14 protein-coding genes are annotated in these 17,871 nt (G+C 59.0%); 10 read left to right on the top strand and 4 right to left on the bottom strand.

Annotated elements, in window-relative coordinates; genetic code table 11:
* Positions 1 to 126: 126 nt before the first annotated feature.
* The gene (locus E4P01_RS17115) at positions 127 to 1,770 is read left to right on the top strand and encodes a Na+/H+ antiporter (protein ID WP_032877381.1); all 1,644 of its coding nucleotides are present in this window, start codon (positions 127 to 129) and stop codon (positions 1,768 to 1,770) included.
* Here E4P01_RS17115 and E4P01_RS17110 read toward each other — a convergent pair.
* The 4 genes from E4P01_RS17110 to map all read right to left on the bottom strand — a co-directional run bounded on the left by E4P01_RS17110 (position 1,763) and on the right by map (position 7,525).
* The gene (locus E4P01_RS17110) at positions 1,763 to 2,506 is read right to left on the bottom strand and encodes a M12 family metallopeptidase (RefSeq protein ID WP_179119796.1); all 744 of its coding nucleotides are present in this window, start codon (positions 2,504 to 2,506) and stop codon (positions 1,763 to 1,765) included. The genes E4P01_RS17115 and E4P01_RS17110 overlap by 8 nt on opposite strands.
* Positions 2,507 to 2,630: 124 nt before the next feature.
* Positions 2,631 to 3,830, bottom strand: a complete 1,200-nt coding sequence (dapC, locus tag E4P01_RS17105) for a succinyldiaminopimelate transaminase (protein WP_078820466.1) — start codon at positions 3,828 to 3,830, stop codon at positions 2,631 to 2,633.
* A 143-nt stretch (positions 3,831 to 3,973) separates the two neighbouring features.
* Positions 3,974 to 6,676, bottom strand: coding sequence for a [protein-PII] uridylyltransferase (locus E4P01_RS17100; RefSeq protein ID WP_032877378.1), 2,703 nt, complete (start codon positions 6,674 to 6,676; stop codon positions 3,974 to 3,976).
* Between the two features lie 66 nt (positions 6,677 to 6,742).
* Positions 6,743 to 7,525 (bottom strand): type I methionyl aminopeptidase, encoded by a 783-nt coding sequence (gene map, locus E4P01_RS17095; protein WP_032877377.1) that lies wholly within the window; start codon positions 7,523 to 7,525, stop codon positions 6,743 to 6,745.
* A 387-nt stretch (positions 7,526 to 7,912) separates the two neighbouring features.
* On the opposite strand from map, the gene rpsB reads away from it, so the two are divergent.
* The 9 genes from rpsB to bamA all read left to right on the top strand — a co-directional run bounded on the left by rpsB (position 7,913) and on the right by bamA (position 17,846).
* Positions 7,913 to 8,650 carry a 30S ribosomal protein S2 gene (gene rpsB, locus E4P01_RS17090; protein WP_003189158.1) on the top strand — a complete coding sequence of 246 codons (738 nt, stop codon included), beginning with the start codon at positions 7,913 to 7,915 and terminating at the stop codon, positions 8,648 to 8,650.
* A 191-nt stretch (positions 8,651 to 8,841) separates the two neighbouring features.
* Positions 8,842 to 9,705, top strand: a complete 864-nt coding sequence (gene tsf / locus E4P01_RS17085) for a translation elongation factor Ts (protein WP_005785711.1) — start codon at positions 8,842 to 8,844, stop codon at positions 9,703 to 9,705.
* Between the two features lie 210 nt (positions 9,706 to 9,915).
* Complete coding sequence (gene pyrH, locus E4P01_RS17080) at positions 9,916 to 10,659, top strand: UMP kinase (protein WP_003189161.1); 744 nt, start codon at positions 9,916 to 9,918, stop codon at positions 10,657 to 10,659.
* Entirely contained in the window at positions 10,656 to 11,213 is a 558-nt protein-coding gene (gene frr / locus E4P01_RS17075; protein WP_032877376.1) for a ribosome recycling factor, read from the top strand. The genes pyrH and frr overlap by 4 nt, the downstream gene beginning before the upstream one ends.
* A gap of 17 nt (positions 11,214 to 11,230) precedes the next feature.
* Complete coding sequence (gene uppS / locus E4P01_RS17070) at positions 11,231 to 11,986, top strand: polyprenyl diphosphate synthase (RefSeq protein WP_032877375.1); 756 nt, start codon at positions 11,231 to 11,233, stop codon at positions 11,984 to 11,986.
* Entirely contained in the window at positions 11,987 to 12,793 is an 807-nt protein-coding gene (locus E4P01_RS17065; RefSeq protein WP_032877374.1) for a phosphatidate cytidylyltransferase, read from the top strand.
* A complete protein-coding gene (ispC, locus tag E4P01_RS17060; protein ID WP_216092227.1) occupies positions 12,790 to 13,980 on the top strand; it encodes a 1-deoxy-D-xylulose-5-phosphate reductoisomerase in 1,191 nt (396 codons plus the stop codon). Before E4P01_RS17065 ends, ispC begins: the two co-directional genes overlap by 4 nt.
* A gap of 51 nt (positions 13,981 to 14,031) precedes the next feature.
* Complete coding sequence (rseP, locus tag E4P01_RS17055; RefSeq protein WP_216090834.1) at positions 14,032 to 15,384, top strand: sigma E protease regulator RseP; 1,353 nt, start codon at positions 14,032 to 14,034, stop codon at positions 15,382 to 15,384.
* A gap of 74 nt (positions 15,385 to 15,458) precedes the next feature.
* Positions 15,459 to 17,846 carry an outer membrane protein assembly factor BamA gene (gene bamA / locus E4P01_RS17050; protein ID WP_078820469.1) on the top strand — a complete coding sequence of 796 codons (2,388 nt, stop codon included), beginning with the start codon at positions 15,459 to 15,461 and terminating at the stop codon, positions 17,844 to 17,846.
* Positions 17,847 to 17,871 lie beyond the last annotated feature (25 nt).

Below are 17,871 nucleotides of genomic sequence, written 5' to 3'. Positions count from 1 at the left end.
CTGCGACTTTTGTGCAAAAGCCGGTGCGCGGCTTAGGCGAGTAACATAGCGGGGTAATATGGCACTTCAACGGCCAGTTGTTGCCTGATGTGTCGTTGCAAGTCGATTGTCCGGGAAACCCGCGTTATGCAAACCGCCTACACCGTTCTTATCCTGCTGATGCTGGTCAGCTTTTCGCGTCTGGTCGGGCGCATCATCCCACTGCCGTTGCCCTTGCTACAGATTGCCGCCGGTGCCTTGCTGGCCTGGCCCACATTGGGGCTGCATGTGGCGTTGGACCCGGAGCTGTTCCTGTTTCTGTTCCTGCCGCCGCTGTTGTTTTCCGATGGCTGGCGCATGCCCAAGCGCGAACTGTGGCGCCTGCGTGGCCCGATTCTGACATTGGCGGTGGGCCTGGTGCTGTTTACCGTGGTCGGCGCCGGCTACTTCATTCATTGGTTGCTGCCCTCGATCCCCTTGCCGGTGGCCTTTGCCCTTGCGGCGGTTTTATCCCCGACGGATGCCGTGGCGGTGTCGGCCATTTCTCAGAATCGCTTGCCTAAACCGCTGATGCACATGCTTCAAGGCGAGGCGCTGATGAATGACGCGTCAGGCCTGGTGACCTTCAAGTTTGCCCTGGCGGCGGCGTTGACCGGGGTGTTTTCCCTGGCGGATGCCAGCCTGACCTTTGTATTGGTCGCCGTGGGCGGCTTGGCGGTCGGGGTGGCGTTGAGCTGGCTGGTCGGCCGTCTGCGCGCGTGGATGATTGCGCGGGGCTGGGATGACCCCGCGACCCATGTGGTGTTCATGCTGTTGTTGCCCTTTGCTGCCTACGTGTTGGCTGAGCGTCTGGGCGCTTCGGGCATTTTGTCGGCGGTGGCGGCGGGCATGATGCAGAGCTGGCTCGACCTGCTGCCGCGCCAGACCAGTACGCGTTTGCTCAACCGCAGCGTCTGGTCGCTGCTGGAGTTTGCCTTCAATGGCCTGATTTTCCTGCTGCTCGGCCTGCAACTGCCGGACATCATCAAGGCTGTGGTCAGCCACGAAACCACCCTGTGGCCCACCCTGTTGTACCGCTGCCTGGACGTGGTGGCGATCTTTCTGGTGCTGGTGGTGCTGCGGTTTATCTGGGTGCAGAGCATCTGGCGGCTGTCGGGGTTGCTGCGCAGGCTGCGTGGCAAAAGCGCGCTGACCCTGGTGCCGACGGCCCGCTCCTGCTGGTTGCTGACCGTCGGCGGTGTCCGCGGTGCGGTGACGTTGGCGGGTGTCATGTCGGTGCCCTTGCTGCTGGCGCCGGGCCAGGATTTCCCTGAGCGTGACCTGCTGATCTTTATCGCCGCCGGGGTCATCCTGCTATCGCTGGTCGCCGCTTGCATTGCCCTGCCGTTGCTGTTGCGTGGCGTGGAGAAAAGTCCGGATGAGAAGCGCCACAACGAAGTGCGCGAGGCCTGGAAAAAGACCGCCGTGGCGGCGATCCATGCGTTGGAGGTCGAAGAACCCGTCGAAGCCGAAACGCCGGATGCCGCTCAGGCTGCATTGGCCACCGAGCTCAAGGCGCGGCTGATGGCGGAGTATCGTCATCAGTTGGACGTATTCAATGACTCGGCCGAGGCTCAGGCACTGGCGCTGCAAATGGATCAACTGGAGCGCAGGCTGAGGCTCAAGGCGTTACGTGCGCAGCGCCTGGAGCTCTACCGTTTGAGTCGCCAGCATCAGATTGGCGACGATGTACTGCGCGAGGTATTGGCGGATCTGGATATGAGTGAAGCGAACTTGGGAAGTGTTAAGTAGGGCTGGAACTGATCATTGCCCGGATGCTTGAATTGAGCAGTTTGCCCAAGAGAGTTTTATCTTCTGGATAAAGCGACTGCATGAACTTTTTATCGTCTTCAGACAGTTTGAAGTTGCGCGGGATGGGGGGGCCACTGTTGAGTCTTGAAGCAGGAAAGCCATAGTGCATGATGGATTTGTCATCATAGTTTGCAGAGGCTGTTACCTGGGGGCGTGAAAAAGTCCTGATGATATTGTTATCGGCCTCATAGCTGAATTGCCTACGCGACTCGTACTCGTCATAGATATTCTGTCTATTCAGGTCCAGTGTGCGATCCGGATGCTGGTGCTCATGCTTCAAACCCAGGGCGTGGCCGAATTCGTGTTGAACCGTCGCGGCAATGCCGTCCGGTGAATCTTTGAAGCCAATACTCATGGTCGGTTTGGAGAGGGGGACGTTTTTTGCATCGGTTCCCACGCTTGACCATCCGGCGTGACTGTTATTGTCTGCAGTAATGCGTATGTCACCGTTTGGGCTGTCAATAAATTTCAAGTAGAGGTTAGTGTGCGGCGCCCATTTATTGATGTTGTGCTGTACCAGATCCTTTTGTTCCTGTGTCATGTTCAGTCGCGAGATGGTCAGCACTGAATGTTGAGGCCATAGTTTGTCCGGCATGGCGACGCCGCGTTTGGCTCTACTGTGAGGTGCGTTCACGGAGTGAGGAGAAACGGGACGGGTTGGGATGGTGAGGGGCATGTCGTTCACCTGAGCGTGCGTACCAGATGAACGTGGGTGGAGCATTTAACAGGCTTTGTTCCCATTGATGGGTGCAAGATACATCGGTAATGGCCGCTCCCACGGTGTGGGAGCGGCTTGAAACTCAAACGCGGCGCTGTATGAAATCGCGAATCCGCTCAGCCGCTTCGACACATTCGGCCAATGGCGCAACCAATGCCAGGCGCACACGCCCTGCGCCTGGGTTGAAACCGTCGACTTCGCGGGACAGGTAAGAGCCCGGTACTACCGTCACATGTTCTTCCACAAACAGATCGCGGCAGAAGTCCGCGTCGTCACCGTTCACCTTCGGCCACAGATAGAAGCCGCCGTCCGGGCTTTGTACATCCAGCACCGGTTTGAGGATCGCCAGCACCGCATCGAACTTTTCGCGGTACAGGTCACGGTTGGCCAGTACATGGGCCTCGTCCTGCCAGGCAGCGATGCTGGCTAGCTGGGTTTGCACCGGCATCGCGCAACCATGGTAGGTGCGGTACAGCAAAAAGGCCTTGAGGATGTCGGCGTCGCCGGCCACGAAACCTGAGCGCAGGCCTGGCAGGTTGGAGCGCTTGGACAGGCTATGGAACACCACACAGCGTTTGAAATCCCGGCGCCCCAGTTCGACGCAGGCGCTGAGCAGGCCAGGCGGTGGGGTTTGTTCGTCGAAGTAGAGTTCGCTGTAGCATTCGTCGGCGGCGATCACGAAGTCGTATTCGTCGGCCAGGGCGATGAGTTTTTTCAGTGTGTCGACCGGGATCAGCGCGCCGGTCGGGTTGCCTGGGGAGCACAGGAACAGGATTTGGCAACGTTTCCAGATGTCGGGGGAGACGGCGTCGAAGTCCGGGTTCAAGCCATTGCTATCCAGGCACGGCAGGTAATGCGGCTTGGCCCCGGCCAGGAACGCGGCGCCTTCGTAGATTTGGTAAAACGGGTTGGGGCTAACCACCAGCGCATCGTCGCCACGGTTGACCACGGTCTGGGTGAAGGCGAACAGGGCTTCACGGGTGCCGTTGACCGGCAGGATGTTCCGCGCCGGGTCCAACCAGCCCTTGGGCACATTGAAGCGGCGTTCGCACCAGGCGCCGATGGCTTCACGCAGGGCAGGGGTACCCAGCGTGGTGGGGTACACCGCCATCTGGTCGAGGTTGTTGCTCAGCGCCTCGGCGACAAAGGTCGGGGACTTGTGCTTGGGTTCGCCGATGGACAGTGCAATCGGGCGTTTGTCCGGGTTCGGCGTCACGCTGCCGAGCAGGGCGCGCAGTTTCTCGAAAGGGTAGGGCTGCAACTGGTTAAGGGCGTTGTTCATATAAGCCTCTATCACGGTGAGCGCGGCCCCTGTGGGAGCTGGCTTGCCTGCGATGGCATCACTGCGGTCGACCTGACGGACCGAGGTGTCTGCATCGCAGGCAAGCCAGCTCCCACATGACTCGTGTTCACAAAGTTAAGAATTCAAATAGTCAGTCGGGTCAGCTCAACGCCGGGTTCCTGGGTCACGCTCAATTGTTCCACGATCGCATCCTGCAGGCGGCGACACAGCTCAGGGTCGGACAGCGGCTGGTTATCAGCGTCGGTGATGAAGAACACGTCTTCCACCCGTTCGCCGAGGGTCGCAATCTTGGCGTTCTGCAACGACAGGTCGAACTCCAGGAAAATCCCGCCGATGCGCGCCAGCAGGCCCGGGCGATCCGGCGCGCTGAGTTCCAGCACCGTCACCGGTCGCTGCGCGTCGTTGGAAATGGTCACCTGGGGCGCAAAGGCAAAATGCTTGAGCTGGCGTGGTACCCGGCGTTGGATGATGGTTGGGTAATCGTCCGGGTTGCGCAGGGCTTCGGTGAGGCCTTCGCGGATCTTTTTCACCCGCGCCGGGTTATCGCCAATAGAGTCGCCGTCGGTGTCGAGCACGATGTAGGTGTCGAGGGTGAACTGGCTGCTGGAGGTGATGACCCGAGCGTCATGGATGTTCAGGTTGAGCTGGTCCATGGCGGCCACGGTCACGGCGAAAAAGTCGTGCTGGTCCGGCGCGTAGATGAAGATCTGCGTGCCGCCTTCGAATTCGCGCTGGGTGGTTTCCTTGATCAATACCAGCGGGCCACCGTCGGCCGGCTGCTGCAGGATCGCATCGCTGTGCCAGGCCACGTCGCCGGCTGTGTGGCGCAGGAAATAGTCGTCGCCCAGTTGCGACCAGAGCTGTTCGACGTCGTCCGGGTCGTTACCACCGCGTACCAGAATATCCAGGGCCGCACTTTGGGTGCGGCGGATCTGCTCTTCGCGGTCCACCGGGTTCTCCAGGCCGCGGCGCAGGGCGCGCTTGGTCTCGGTGTACAGCTGGCGCAACAGGCTGGCGCGCCAGGAGTTCCACAACGTGGGGTTGGTGGCGTTGATGTCGGAGACGGTCAGCACATAAAGATAGTCGAGACGGGTTTCATCGCCGACGATTCCTGCGAAATCGTGGATTACCTGTGGATCGGACAAATCCTTGCGCTGGGCAGTGGTCGACATCACCAGGTGGTTTTGCACCAGCCAGACGATCAGACGGCTGTCCCACAGGGGTAACTGGTGACGCTGGCAGAAGGCTTCGGCGTCCACTGCACCGATTTCCGAGTGATCGCCATGGCGACCCTTGCCGATGTCGTGATACAGGCCCGCCAGGTAGATCAGCTCAGGCTTGGGCAGCTTGGCCATCAGTTTACTGGCCAGTGGGAATTTCTCTGACACCTGGGTGTACTGCAACTTACGCAGGTGCTTGATCAGGTTCAGGGTGTGGGCATCGACGGTGTAGATGTGGAACAGGTCGTGCTGCATTTGCCCGACGATAAAGCCGAACTCCGGCAGGTAGCGCCCGAGAATGCCGTAGCGGTTCATGCGCCGCAGGTTGCGGTGGATGCCGATGCGGCACTTGAACAGTTCGATAAACAGGCTGGTATTGCGGATGTCGTTGCGAAATTCGTCGTCGATCAGGTGACGGTTTTCCCGCAGCAAACGGATAGTATCGGCGCGCACGCCTTTGATGTCCGGCTGCTGGGCCATCAGCACGAAGATTTCCAGCATGGCGAACGGGGTGCGGCGGAACACGTTGTCGTTACGTGCTTCGATATAACCGTCATGCAGTTGGAAGCGCGCATTGATCGGCTGCGGCGGCGCTTCGTCTTCGGGGGCCAGGATCACCTCCTCGAAGTGCTGGATGATCAAGTCGCTGAGCTGGGCGATGCTCATGACCACCCGGTAGTACTGTTGCATGAAGCTTTCGATGCTGGTCTTCGCGTCTTCGCCCTCAAAGCCCAGCAGGGTGGCGATGGAGCGTTGGTGATCGAACAGCAGGCGGTCCTCGGAACGCCCGGCGAGCATGTGCAGGGCGTAGCGCACCTTCCACAGGAACTCCTGGGACGAGGCCAGCAGGGTGTTTTCGCTCTCCACCAGGAAGCCTTCGCCAGCCAGGGCGCGCAGGTTCAGCGTGCCGTATTGGCGGCGCGCCACCCACAAAATCGTCTGGATATCCCGCAGCCCACCCGGAGAGCCCTTGACGTTGGGTTCCAGGTTGTATTCGGTGTCGTTGTACTTGTGGTGCCGCGCCTTCTGTTCGGCGCGCTTGGCCAGGAAGAAATCCTTGCTCGGCCACATGTGTGCGGTGCTGGTGACTTCGAGCATGCGCTGGCGCAGGCGCTCGGGGCCGCAGATGGTGCGGCTTTCCATCAGGTTGGTGACCACCGTCAAGTCGGCACGGGCCTCTTCGGCGCATTCATCCACCGAGCGCACGCTCTGGCCGACTTCCAGGCCGATGTCCCACAGCAATGTCAGAAAACGCTCGATGGAATCGCGGAAGGTTTCGTGGTCGGCGCTGTCCAGCAGAATCAACAGGTCGATGTCGGAGTAGGGGTGCAGTTCGCCGCGACCGTAGCCGCCGACCGCCACCAGGGCGATATCGGCGTCTGCACTCCAGCTGAACTGTTCCCAGGCTTTCTGCAGGATGTTATCGACGAACCAGGCGCGGTCTTCGATCAGTCGTCTGATGTCCCGACCACTGCGAAAACGCGCGTCGAGCACCTCGCGCGCCTGGCGGATGGCTTTCTTGAAGGCGGCGATGGGGCTCGCCTTCAATGCCAGCTCGGCCTGGAACTGGCCACGGTCGAAGAGTTCGGGATCCACCTGGGGCATCGGTCGGCTTTCCTATCTATCTATTGAGTCAGTCACACGGTTGAAGCTGGAAAACCGAAGCAACCCTCACGCCGAAACGCGAGGAATGGTGTCGTCTGCGCGCAACGTGAAGATCTCGTAGCCGGTTTCGGTGACCAGCAGCGTGTGTTCCCACTGGGCCGAGAGCTTGCGGTCCTTGGTGATAGCGGTCCAGCCGTCGCCCAGCACCTTGGTATCGGCCTTGCCCTGGTTGATCATCGGCTCGATGGTAAAGGTCATGCCTGCCTTGAGTTCCATGCCGGTGCCGGCGCGGCCGTAGTGCAGGATCTGTGGTTCTTCGTGGAACACGGTGCCGATGCCGTGGCCGCAGAATTCGCGCACCACCGAGAAGCCGTTCTTTTCGGCGTGCTTCTGGATCACTTCACCGATGTCACCCAGGCGGCAGCCTGGCTTGACGATTTCGATGGCCTTGTACATGCATTCCTGGGTCACCTGGGACAGGCGCTCGGCCCAGACCGGCACGTTGCCGACGTGGAACATGCGACTGGTGTCGCCGAAGTAGCGGTCCTTGATCACGGTGACGTCGATGTTCAGGGTGTCGCCGTCCTTCAACGGCTTGTCACCGGGAATGCCGTGGCACACCACGTGGTTGACCGAGGTGCAGATCGACTTGGGGAAGCCTTTGTAGTTCAGCGGCGCAGGGATGGCCTTTTGCACATTGACGATATAGTCGTGGCAGATCTGGTTCAGGGTTTCGGTGGTGACGCCCGGCTTTACATGCTCTGCAATCATTTCCAGCACGTCAGCGGCCAGTTTGCCGGCGATGCGCATGCCGGCGATGTCTTCGGCGGTTTTCAAACTAACGGTCATACAGGCTCTCTCTAGCGCGACGCGCTGAAATCAATACGGTTTACGGGCGTGCGACAAAAGGTTGCTGAATTCGCACAAGCCACAAAAAACGCGATTCTAACAGACGCGGGCGGTAAACCATGAGCCCCTGACGATCGCTTCTATCTATAGGGTGGGGGTAAATCCGCTCTATTCAACGGCTTGCGCACAGATCGCTGCGGTCAGGTGTGATTGCGGGTTTCGTTTTCGCCCTTGCTGTGGTATAAAATGCGCCGCTTTCCGGGGATACCCCGAAAAGCTTAAATCCACACACGTGTCGACACGATGACCTGGGTGCCGGAGGCCTTGATGCCGCTGGTTGGTCATTGGGATACGTGGAGGCCAAACCCGACTTATTAAGGAACTATCATGTCCCAAGTCAACATGCGCGATATGCTGAAGGCCGGTGTGCACTTCGGTCACCAGACCCGTTACTGGAACCCGAAAATGGGTAAATACATTTTCGGCGCGCGTAACAAGATTCACATTATCAACCTTGAAAAAACCCTGCCAATGTTCAACGAAGCTCTGACTTTCGTAGAGCGTCTGGCCCAGGGCAAAAACAAGATCCTGTTCGTCGGCACCAAGCGTTCCGCTGGCAAGATCGTTGCTGAAGAAGCAGCACGTTGCGGTTCGCCGTACGTCGATCACCGCTGGTTGGGCGGCATGCTGACCAACTTCAAAACCATCCGTGCTTCCATCAAGCGTCTGCGTGACCTTGAAGTGCAAGCCGAAGACGGTACTTTCGCCAAGCTGACCAAGAAAGAAGCGCTGATGCGCTCCCGTGACCTGGAAAAGCTCGATCGTTCCCTGGGTGGTATCAAGGACATGGGCGGTCTGCCTGACGCACTGTTCGTTATCGACGTTGATCACGAGCGCATCGCGATCACCGAAGCCAACAAGCTGGGCATCCCGGTTATCGGCGTAGTCGATACCAACAGCAGCCCGGAAGGCGTTGACTACATCATCCCAGGCAACGATGACGCAATCCGCGCTATCCAGCTGTACATGGGTTCGATGGCTGACGCTGTAATCCGTGGTCGCAACCACGTTGCTGGCGGTACCGAGCAGTTCGTTGAAGAAGCTCCGGTAGCTGCCGCTGAGTAACTGACGCCCTGGCGTTGACTCAGTAAGCAAAAAGGGGGCTTGGCCCCCTTTTTGCCACCTCGAAAACCATTTGTCGGCAGCGCAGCTACATCATTTGTAACGTGCAGCGGCCTACAACGGAAATTCGGGAAGAATTGATCGCCCGTTTGATCGGGTGGAATGGTTGAAAACCTATCCAAGAGGATTTTGAAATGGCAGAGATTACTGCAGCGTTGGTTAAAGAACTGCGTGAGCGTACCGGCGAAGGCATGATGGATTGCAAAAAGGCCTTGACCAAGGCCGGCGGCGACATCGAAAAAGCCATTGATGACATGCGTGCTTCCGGCGCCATCAAGGCTGCCAAGAAAGCAGGCAACGTCGCTGCTGAAGGCGCTATCGCCCTGAAGGAAGACGGCAAATCCGCCGTTCTGCTGGAAGTCAACTCGCAGACCGACTTCCTGGCTCTGCAGGATGACTTCAAGGCATTCGTTGCTGCCAGCGTCGAAAAAGCCTTCGCTGACAAGCTGACCACTGTTGAGCCTCTGATCGAAGCTCAAGAAGCAGCTCGTCTGGTACTGGTCGGCAAGGTTGGCGAAAACGTCAACATCCGTCGCCTGGTTCGCGTTGAAGGTGATGTTGTTGGTGGTTACCTGCACGGCAACAAAATCGGTGTAGCAGTTGTTCTGAAAGGCGGCGACGTTGAGCTGGCCAAAGACATCGCTATGCACGTTGCTGCAAGCAACCCTGAGTTCCTGCTGCCTTCGGAAGTGTCTGCCGAAGCGATCGAGCGCGAAAAAGCTGTGTTCCTGCAGCTGAACGAAGAAAAAATCAAAGGCAAGCCAGAAAACATTGTTGAGAACATGGTCAAAGGCCGTATCAGCAAGTTCCTGGCCGAAGCAAGCCTGGTTGAGCAGGCGTTCGTCAAGAACCCTGAAATCAAGGTTGGCGAACTGGCCAAGAAAGCCGGTGCTGAAATCGTTTCCTTCACTTACTTCAAAGTAGGCGAAGGCATCGAGAAGCCGGTCGACAACTTCGCTGAAGAAGTTGCTGCCCAGCTGGCTGCCGCCAAGCAATAAGACAGTCCCAAACTGTCGCCGAAAGAGGCTGCCCGCTCACGCGCGCAGCCTCTTTTCAAATGGGAAGGCCAATTTTATTTGGTTTCCTCTCGGAACTGGCTTACAAAGCCGTGTTCCGATGGCGCTGTGACAGCGTCCAGCTAGAGTGAACGCAAGCCGTAAACGGCTCGCCAAGAATTTTTAAAAAATACGCCGCAGGAGAGATTCGCAATGGCTCAGCAGGGCAGTGGTTATCAGGCTCGCTATAAACGCATTCTACTCAAGCTCAGCGGCGAGGCCCTCATGGGCTCGGAAGAGTTCGGGATCGACCCCAAGGTGCTTGACCGCATGGCGCTGGAAGTCGGCCAATTGGTCGGTATCGGTGTGCAGGTCGGCCTGGTGATCGGCGGCGGCAATCTGTTCCGCGGCGCGGCACTGAGTGCGGCTGGTATGGATCGGGTCACTGGCGACCACATGGGCATGCTGGCCACTGTGATGAACGCCCTGGCCATGCGCGACGCCCTGGAGCGTGCCAATATCTCGGCCATCGTGATGTCGGCTATCTCCATGGTTGGCGTGACCGATCACTACGATCGCCGCAAAGCCATGCGCCACCTGAACTCCAAGGAAGTGGTGATCTTTGCCGCTGGCACAGGCAACCCGTTCTTCACCACGGATTCGGCGGCGTGCCTGCGCGCTATCGAAATCGATGCCGACGTGGTGCTCAAAGCCACCAAGGTAGATGGCGTATACACTGCAGACCCATTCAAAGACCCGCATGCCGAGAAGTTCGATCATCTGACCTACGATGAAGTGCTGGATCGCAAGCTGGGTGTGATGGACCTGACTGCTATCTGCCTGTGCCGCGACCACAAGATGCCGCTGCGCGTATTTAACATGAACAAGCCCGGCGCCCTGCTGAATATCGTACACGGCGGCGCGGAAGGGACTCTGATCGAGGAAGGCCAACAATGATCAATGAAATCAAGAAAGACGCCCAGGCGCGTATGCAGAAATCCCTGGAATCCCTGAGCCATGCATTTGGTCAGATCCGTACCGGCAAGGCGCACCCGAGCATCCTGGGCAGCGTGATGGTGCCTTACTACGGTTCCGACACCCCGCTCAGCGGCGTGGCCAACGTGACCGTGAAGGACTCGCGCACCCTGCAAGTCGTGGCCTTCGAGCGCAACATGCTCGCGGCAGTCGACAAGGCGATCCAGAGCGCCGGTCTGAACCTCAACCCGACCAACCTCGGCGAGTTGTTGTTGATCTCCATGCCAGCCCTGACCGAAGAAACCCGCAAGGGCTTCACCAAGCAGGCGCGCAGTGCCGCTGAAGATGCGCGCGTTGCCGTGCGTAACATCCGTCGCGATGCGTTGGGTGACCTGAAGAAGCTGGTCAAGGACAAGGAAATCAGCGAAGACGAAGAGCGTCGTGCCGTTGCTGATATCGACAAGTTGACCAAGGACGCCGAAGCCAAGATCACCCAGGCTACCGAAGAAAAAGAAAAGGACCTGATGGCCGTATAAGGGGTCAGGACGCCTTTATGGAAAAGACCAAGCAGACTGTGCCCTCCGTGGTGCCGCGCCATGTCGCGATCATCATGGATGGGAATAATCGCTGGGCGAAAAAACGCTTTATGCCGGGTGTTGCCGGGCATAAAGCGGGTGTTGACGCGGTAAGAGCGGTGATTGAGGTGTGCGCCGAGGCCAAGGTCGAAGTGTTGACCTTGTTCGCCTTTTCCAGTGAGAACTGGCAGCGGCCCGCCGACGAAGTCAGTGCCTTGATGGACCTGTTTTTCAAGGCGCTGCGTCGTGAGGCCAAGCGCCTCAATGACAACAACATCAGTCTGCGCATCATTGGTGATCGCTCGCGGTTCCACCCGGAACTGCAAGTGGCCATGCGCGAAGCCGAGGCTATCACCGCAGGCAGTAATCGTTTTGTGCTGCAGATCGCAGCCAATTACGGCGGCCAGTGGGATATCGCCCAGGCTGCGCAACGGCTTGCCCGCGAAGTGCAGGCCGGCCATCTGCGCCCCGACGACATCACGCCCGAACTGTTGCAAACCTGCCTGGTGACCGGCGACCTGCCGTTGCCGGACTTGTGTATCCGTACCGGTGGTGAGCATCGCATCAGCAATTTCCTGTTGTGGCAGCTAGCCTATACCGAGTTGTACTTCTCCGACCTGTTCTGGCCGGACTTCAAACACGATGCCATGCGCAATGCGCTGGCCGATTTCGCTTCCCGTCAGCGTCGTTTCGGTAAAACGAGCGAGCAGATCGAAGCTGGAGCCCGGGTTTAAATGCTTAAACAACGAATCATCACGGCGCTGATCCTGCTGCCGATTGCCTTGTGCGGTTTCTTCCTGCTTGAAGGGTCCGGCTTTGCGCTGTTTATCGGTCTGGTCGTGAGCCTGGGTGCCTGGGAATGGGCGCGCCTGGCAGGCTTCGGCAACCAGTTGCCGCGTGTGGCGTACGCCGCAGTGGTCGCGGTGTTGTTGTTCCTGATGTACATCCTGCCGGACATCGCACCCTGGGTATTGGGGGCGGCGGTGCTGTGGTGGGCGTTGGCAACATTCCTGGTGCTGACTTACCCACGCACCAGCGGTCAATGGTCCAGCGTGGCCTGCAAGCTGGTGATCGGCTTGCTGATCCTGCTGCCGGCCTGGCAAGGGCTGGTGGAAATCAAGCGCTACCCCATCGGTAATGAATTGATCCTGGCCGTGATGGTGCTGGTATGGGGGGCCGATATCGGCGCCTACTTCTCTGGTCGCGCATTTGGCAAGCGCAAGTTGGCTCCGGCCGTCAGCCCGGGCAAGAGCTGGGAAGGCGTATACGGTGGCCTGGCCTTGACGCTGCTGATCACGCTGGTGGTCGGTTTGGTGCGTGACTGGTCGGTGAAAGAGGTTCTACTGGCCTTACTGGGCACCGCTATCGTCGTGTTTATCTCGGTGGTGGGTGACCTCACCGAGAGCATGTTCAAGCGCCAGGCCGGGATCAAGGACAGCAGTAACCTGCTGCCGGGTCATGGTGGCGTGCTGGACCGCATCGACAGCCTCACTGCCGCGCTGCCGATCTTCGCGGTGTTGCTGTGGATGATCGCTTCGTGAACGGCCTGCAGCAGGTTACCGTACTGGGCGCGACCGGCTCCGTGGGGCTGAGTACCCTGGATGTCATCGCTCGTCACCCGGATCGTTACCAGGTTTTCGCCCTGACCGGCTTCACGCGTTTGCGCGAATTACTGGCCTTGTGCGTGCGCCACTCACCGCGCTTTGCCGTAGTGCCTGAGGCCGCGGCGGCCCGTGGGCTGCAGGATGATCTGCGGGCTGCGGGGTTGACCACCCAGGTGCTGGTCGGGGAAGCGGGGTTGTGCCAGGTGGCGGCCGACGCCGATGTGGATACCGTGGTGGCGGCGATTGTCGGCGCGGCGGGGTTGCGTCCTACCCTGGCGGCAGTCGATGCCGGCAAGAAAATTCTGTTGGCCAATAAAGAAGCCCTGGTCATGTCTGGCGCACTCTTCATGCAAGCCGTGCGCAAGAGTGGGGCGGTCCTGCTGCCGCTGGACAGCGAGCACAACGCAATCTTCCAGTGCATGCCCGGGGATTTCGCCCGCGGCTTGAGCCAGGTCGGTGTGCGTCGGATTCTGCTGACGGCGTCCGGTGGCCCCTTCCGGCAGACTCCGCTGGCTGAGCTTGAGCATGTGTCTCCCGATCAGGCCTGCGCTCATCCGAACTGGTCCATGGGGCGCAAGATTTCCGTGGATTCGGCGAGCATGATGAACAAAGGCCTGGAGCTGATCGAGGCGTGCTGGTTGTTCGATGCACGGCCTGATCAGGTCGAGGTGGTGATTCACCCGCAAAGCGTGATCCACTCCCTGGTCGATTACGTGGACGGTTCGGTGTTGGCGCAGCTGGGCAACCCGGATATGCGCACGCCGATCGCCAATGCCTTGGCCTGGCCGGAGCGGATCGATTCCGGCGTGGCGCCCCTGGATCTGTTTGCGATTGCGCGCCTGGACTTCGAAGCTCCGGACGAGCAGCGTTTTCCGTGCCTGCGCCTGGCGCGGCAAGCGGCCGAGGCGGGTAACAGCGCGCCGGCCATGCTCAATGCGGCCAATGAAGTGGCCGTGGCGGCGTTTCTCGAACGGCGCATCCGCTTTCCGCAGATCGCGAGTATCATCGAGGACGTCCTGAATCTTGAGCCAGTCGTGGCTGTAAATGACCTGGGAGCGGTATTTGAGGCTGATACCAAGGCCCGAGCCTTGGCCCAGCAATGGCTGGATCGCGACACACGTTAGGGTGGGCGCGTTTGAGCCTTCAGGCATCGGATTGAAATGCGGAGAAATTAGATGAGTGCGCTCTACATGATTGTCGGCACCCTGGTTGCTCTGGGTGTGCTGGTTACCTTCCACGAATTCGGCCACTTCTGGGTGGCGCGTCGTTGCGGCGTCAAGGTATTGCGCTTTTCCGTTGGTTTCGGCATGCCATTGTTGCGCTGGCATGATCGTCGTGGCACCGAGTTCGTGATTGCCGCTATCCCGTTGGGTGGCTACGTCAAGATGCTCGATGAGCGCGAAGGTGAAGTGCCGGCTGATCAATTGGATCAGTCTTTCAATCGCAAGACCGTTCGTCAGCGTATCGCAATTGTTGCAGCGGGCCCGATCGCCAACTTCCTGTTGGCAATGGTGTTCTTCTGGGTTCTGGCCATGATGGGCAGCCAGCAGGTGCGCCCGGTCATCGGTGCAGTCGAGGCGGACAGCATCGCGTCCAGGGCCGGCTTGGTGGCAGGGCAGGAAATTGTTTCCATTGATGGCGAGCCGACCACCGGTTGGGGCGCGGTCAATTTGCAGTTGGTGCGCCGCCTGGGTGAAAGCGGCACCGTCAATGTGGTGGTGCGTGACCAGGATTCCAGTGCCGAAACCCCGCGGGCGTTGGCTCTGGACCACTGGCTCAAGGGCGCCGATGAGCCTGATCCGATCAAATCCCTGGGGATTCGTCCTTGGCGTCCGGCCTTGCCGCCGGTACTGGCTGAGCTGGATCCGAAAGGTCCGGCCCAGGCCGCAGGCCTGAAAACCGGTGATCGCCTGCTGGCCCTCGATGGCCAGGCGCTGGTTGACTGGCAGCAAGTGGTCGACCTGGTACGTGTGCGTCCTGATACCAGAATTGTGCTGAAAGTTGAGCGCGAGGGTGCTCAAATCGATGTTCCCGTGACCTTGTCGGTTCGCGGGGAGGTCAAGGCGGCCGGGGGTTACCTGGGTGCCGGGGTCAAAGGTGTCGAATGGCCGCCATCGATGGTTCGAGAGGTCAGCTTCGGGCCTTTGGCCGCGATTGGCGAGGGTGCGAAACGCACCTGGACCATGAGCGTACTGACCCTCGAATCCCTCAAGAAAATGTTGTTCGGTGAGCTCTCGGTAAAAAACTTGAGTGGACCGATAACCATTGCTAAAGTGGCGGGCGCTTCTGCCCAGTCGGGTGTCGCGGATTTCCTGAATTTCCTGGCTTATCTGAGTATTAGCCTTGGGGTTCTGAATTTGCTGCCCATTCCAGTATTGGATGGGGGGCATCTGCTGTTTTATCTGGTCGAGTGGGTGCGTGGTCGCCCCTTGTCGGATCGGGTGCAGGGTTGGGGGATACAGATCGGTATCAGTTTGGTGGTCGGGGTGATGTTGTTAGCTCTGGTCAACGATCTGGGACGACTGTAACGCTTCGCTGAATTGCGAATCTGCCGCATTTTGCGGCAGTTTGTTTATTGCCAGTTGGAATAAGAAAGGACTTCATGAAACGTCTGCTGCTAACTGCGGTTCTCACCGTATTGATGATCGCCGAAGTTCACGCCGAGTCCTTCACCATCTCCGATATTCGCGTCAACGGCCTCCAGCGGGTTTCCGCGGGTAGCGTCTTTGGTGCCTTGCCGTTGAACGTCGGGGAACAGGCGGATGATCGTCGCCTGGTGGAATCCACTCGTGCGCTGTTCAAAACCGGGTTCTTTCAAGATATCCAACTGGGTCGCGAAGGCAACGTCCTGGTCATCACGGTCGTCGAACGACCTTCCGTTGCGAGTATCGCGATCGAAGGTAACAAGGCCATCTCCACTGAAGACCTGATGAAGGGCCTGAAGCAATCCGGCCTGGCCGAAGGCGAGATCTTCCAGCGCGCGACCCTTGAGGGTGTGCGTAACGAACTGCAACGCCAGTACGTTGCCCAGGGCCGCTACTCCGCGACCGTGGAAACCGAAGTGATCCCGCAGCCTCGTAACCGTGTGGGCCTCAAGGTCAACATCAACGAAGGTACCGTCGCGGCCATTCAGCACATCAACGTGGTGGGCAACACCAAATTCGCTGATGACGACCTGATCGACCTGTTCGAGCTCAAGACCACCAACTGGCTGTCGTTCTTCAAGAACGATGACAAATACGCCCGTGAAAAACTTTCCGGTGACCTTGAACGCCTGCGCTCCTACTACCTGGACCGTGGCTACATCAACATGGACATCGCTTCGACCCAGGTGTCCATCACCCCGGACAAGAAGCACGTCTATATCACCGTGAACGTCAACGAAGGCGAGAAGTACAAGGTTCGTGACGTCAAGCTCAGCGGCGACCTGAAAGTCCCTGAGGACCAGGTCAAGTCCCTGCTGCTGGTGCAGAAGGATCAGGTGTTCTCGCGCAAGCTGATGACCACTACCTCCGAACTGATCACTCGCCGCCTGGGTAACGAAGGCTATACCTTCGCCAACGTCAACGGCGTGCCGACCCCGAATGATGAAGATCACACGGTAGACATCACCTTCGTCGTCGATCCTGGCAAGCGTGCCTACGTAAACCGCATCAACTTCCGTGGCAACACCAAGTCTGCGGACGAAGTGCTGCGTCGTGAAATGCGTCAGATGGAAGGTGGCTGGGCTTCGACCTACCTGATCGACCAGTCCAAGACCCGTCTTGAGCGTCTGGGCTTCTTCAAGGAAGTCAACGTCGAAACCCCTGCCGTACCAGGTGTGGATGACCAGGTTGACGTGAACTACGCCGTTGAAGAGCAAGCTTCGGGCTCGATCACCGCCAGCGTCGGTTTCGCACAGAGCGCCGGCCTGATCCTGGGTGGCTCGATCACCCAGAACAACTTCCTCGGTACCGGTAACAAGGTTTCCATCGGCCTGACCCGAAGCGAATACCAGAGCCGCTATAACTTCGGTTATGTCGACCCCTACTGGACAGCTGACGGTGTGAGCCTGGGCTATAACGCCTTCTACCGCACCACCGACTACAAAGACCTCGACGTCGACGTTGCAAGCTATGCGATCGACAGCCTGGGTGTGGGCGCAAACATCGGTTACCCGATCAGCGAAACCTCGCGCCTGACCTTTGGCATCACTGCGCAACAGGATGAGATCAAGACCGGTGTGTACACTGTGGACGAGATCTTTGACTTCACCCGTCGTGAAGGCGACAAGTTCCTGAACTTCAAGGCGTCTGCCGGCTGGTCCGAGTCGACCCTGAACAAAGGTGTGCTGGCAACCCGTGGTCATTCCCAGAGCCTGACTGCGGAAGTCACCACGCCGGGCAGCGACCTGTCGTTCTTCAAACTCGATTACCGCGGCCAGTTGTTCCAGCCGTTGAGCGATAACTACACCATGCGCCTGCACACAGAGCTGGGCTATGGCGACGGTTATGGTTCGACCGATGGCTTGCCGTTCTACGAGAACTACTACGCAGGTGGTTTCAACTCGGTGCGTGGCTTCAAGGACAGCACTTTGGGGCCTCGTGGTACCCCAAGCCGCGGTGTTGACCAAACCGGTAACGTCGGTACTCGCCGCGATGATGACAACGACCCGCTGCCGTTCGGTGGTAACGTGCTGATCCAGGGTGGTGCCGAAATCCTGTTCCCGCTGCCGTTCGTCAAGGACCAGCGTTCCCTGCGGACTTCGGTCTTCTGGGACGTGGGTAACGTGTTCGACTCCAAGTGCGAGCAGATCAAGAACCCAAGCGGTCTGAAGTCCAACACCCAGTGCAACGACGTGAGCCTCAGCAACCTGGCGAGCTCCGTGGGTGTGGGTGTGACCTGGGTGACTGCGCTGGGCCCGTTGAGCTTTGCTCTGGCCATGCCGATCAAGAAACCGGATAACGCTGAAACCCAGATTTTCCAATTCTCCCTCGGCCAGACGTTCTAAGCGTCTGACCCAAGATAACGACAAC

The organism is Pseudomonas sp. NCIMB 10586, from assembly GCF_023127895.1.
GTDB lineage: Bacteria > Pseudomonadota > Gammaproteobacteria > Pseudomonadales > Pseudomonadaceae > Aquipseudomonas > Aquipseudomonas synxantha_A.
Note: the sequence above shows the minus strand (reverse complement) of the source record. Positions and strands in the feature narration are given on the sequence as shown.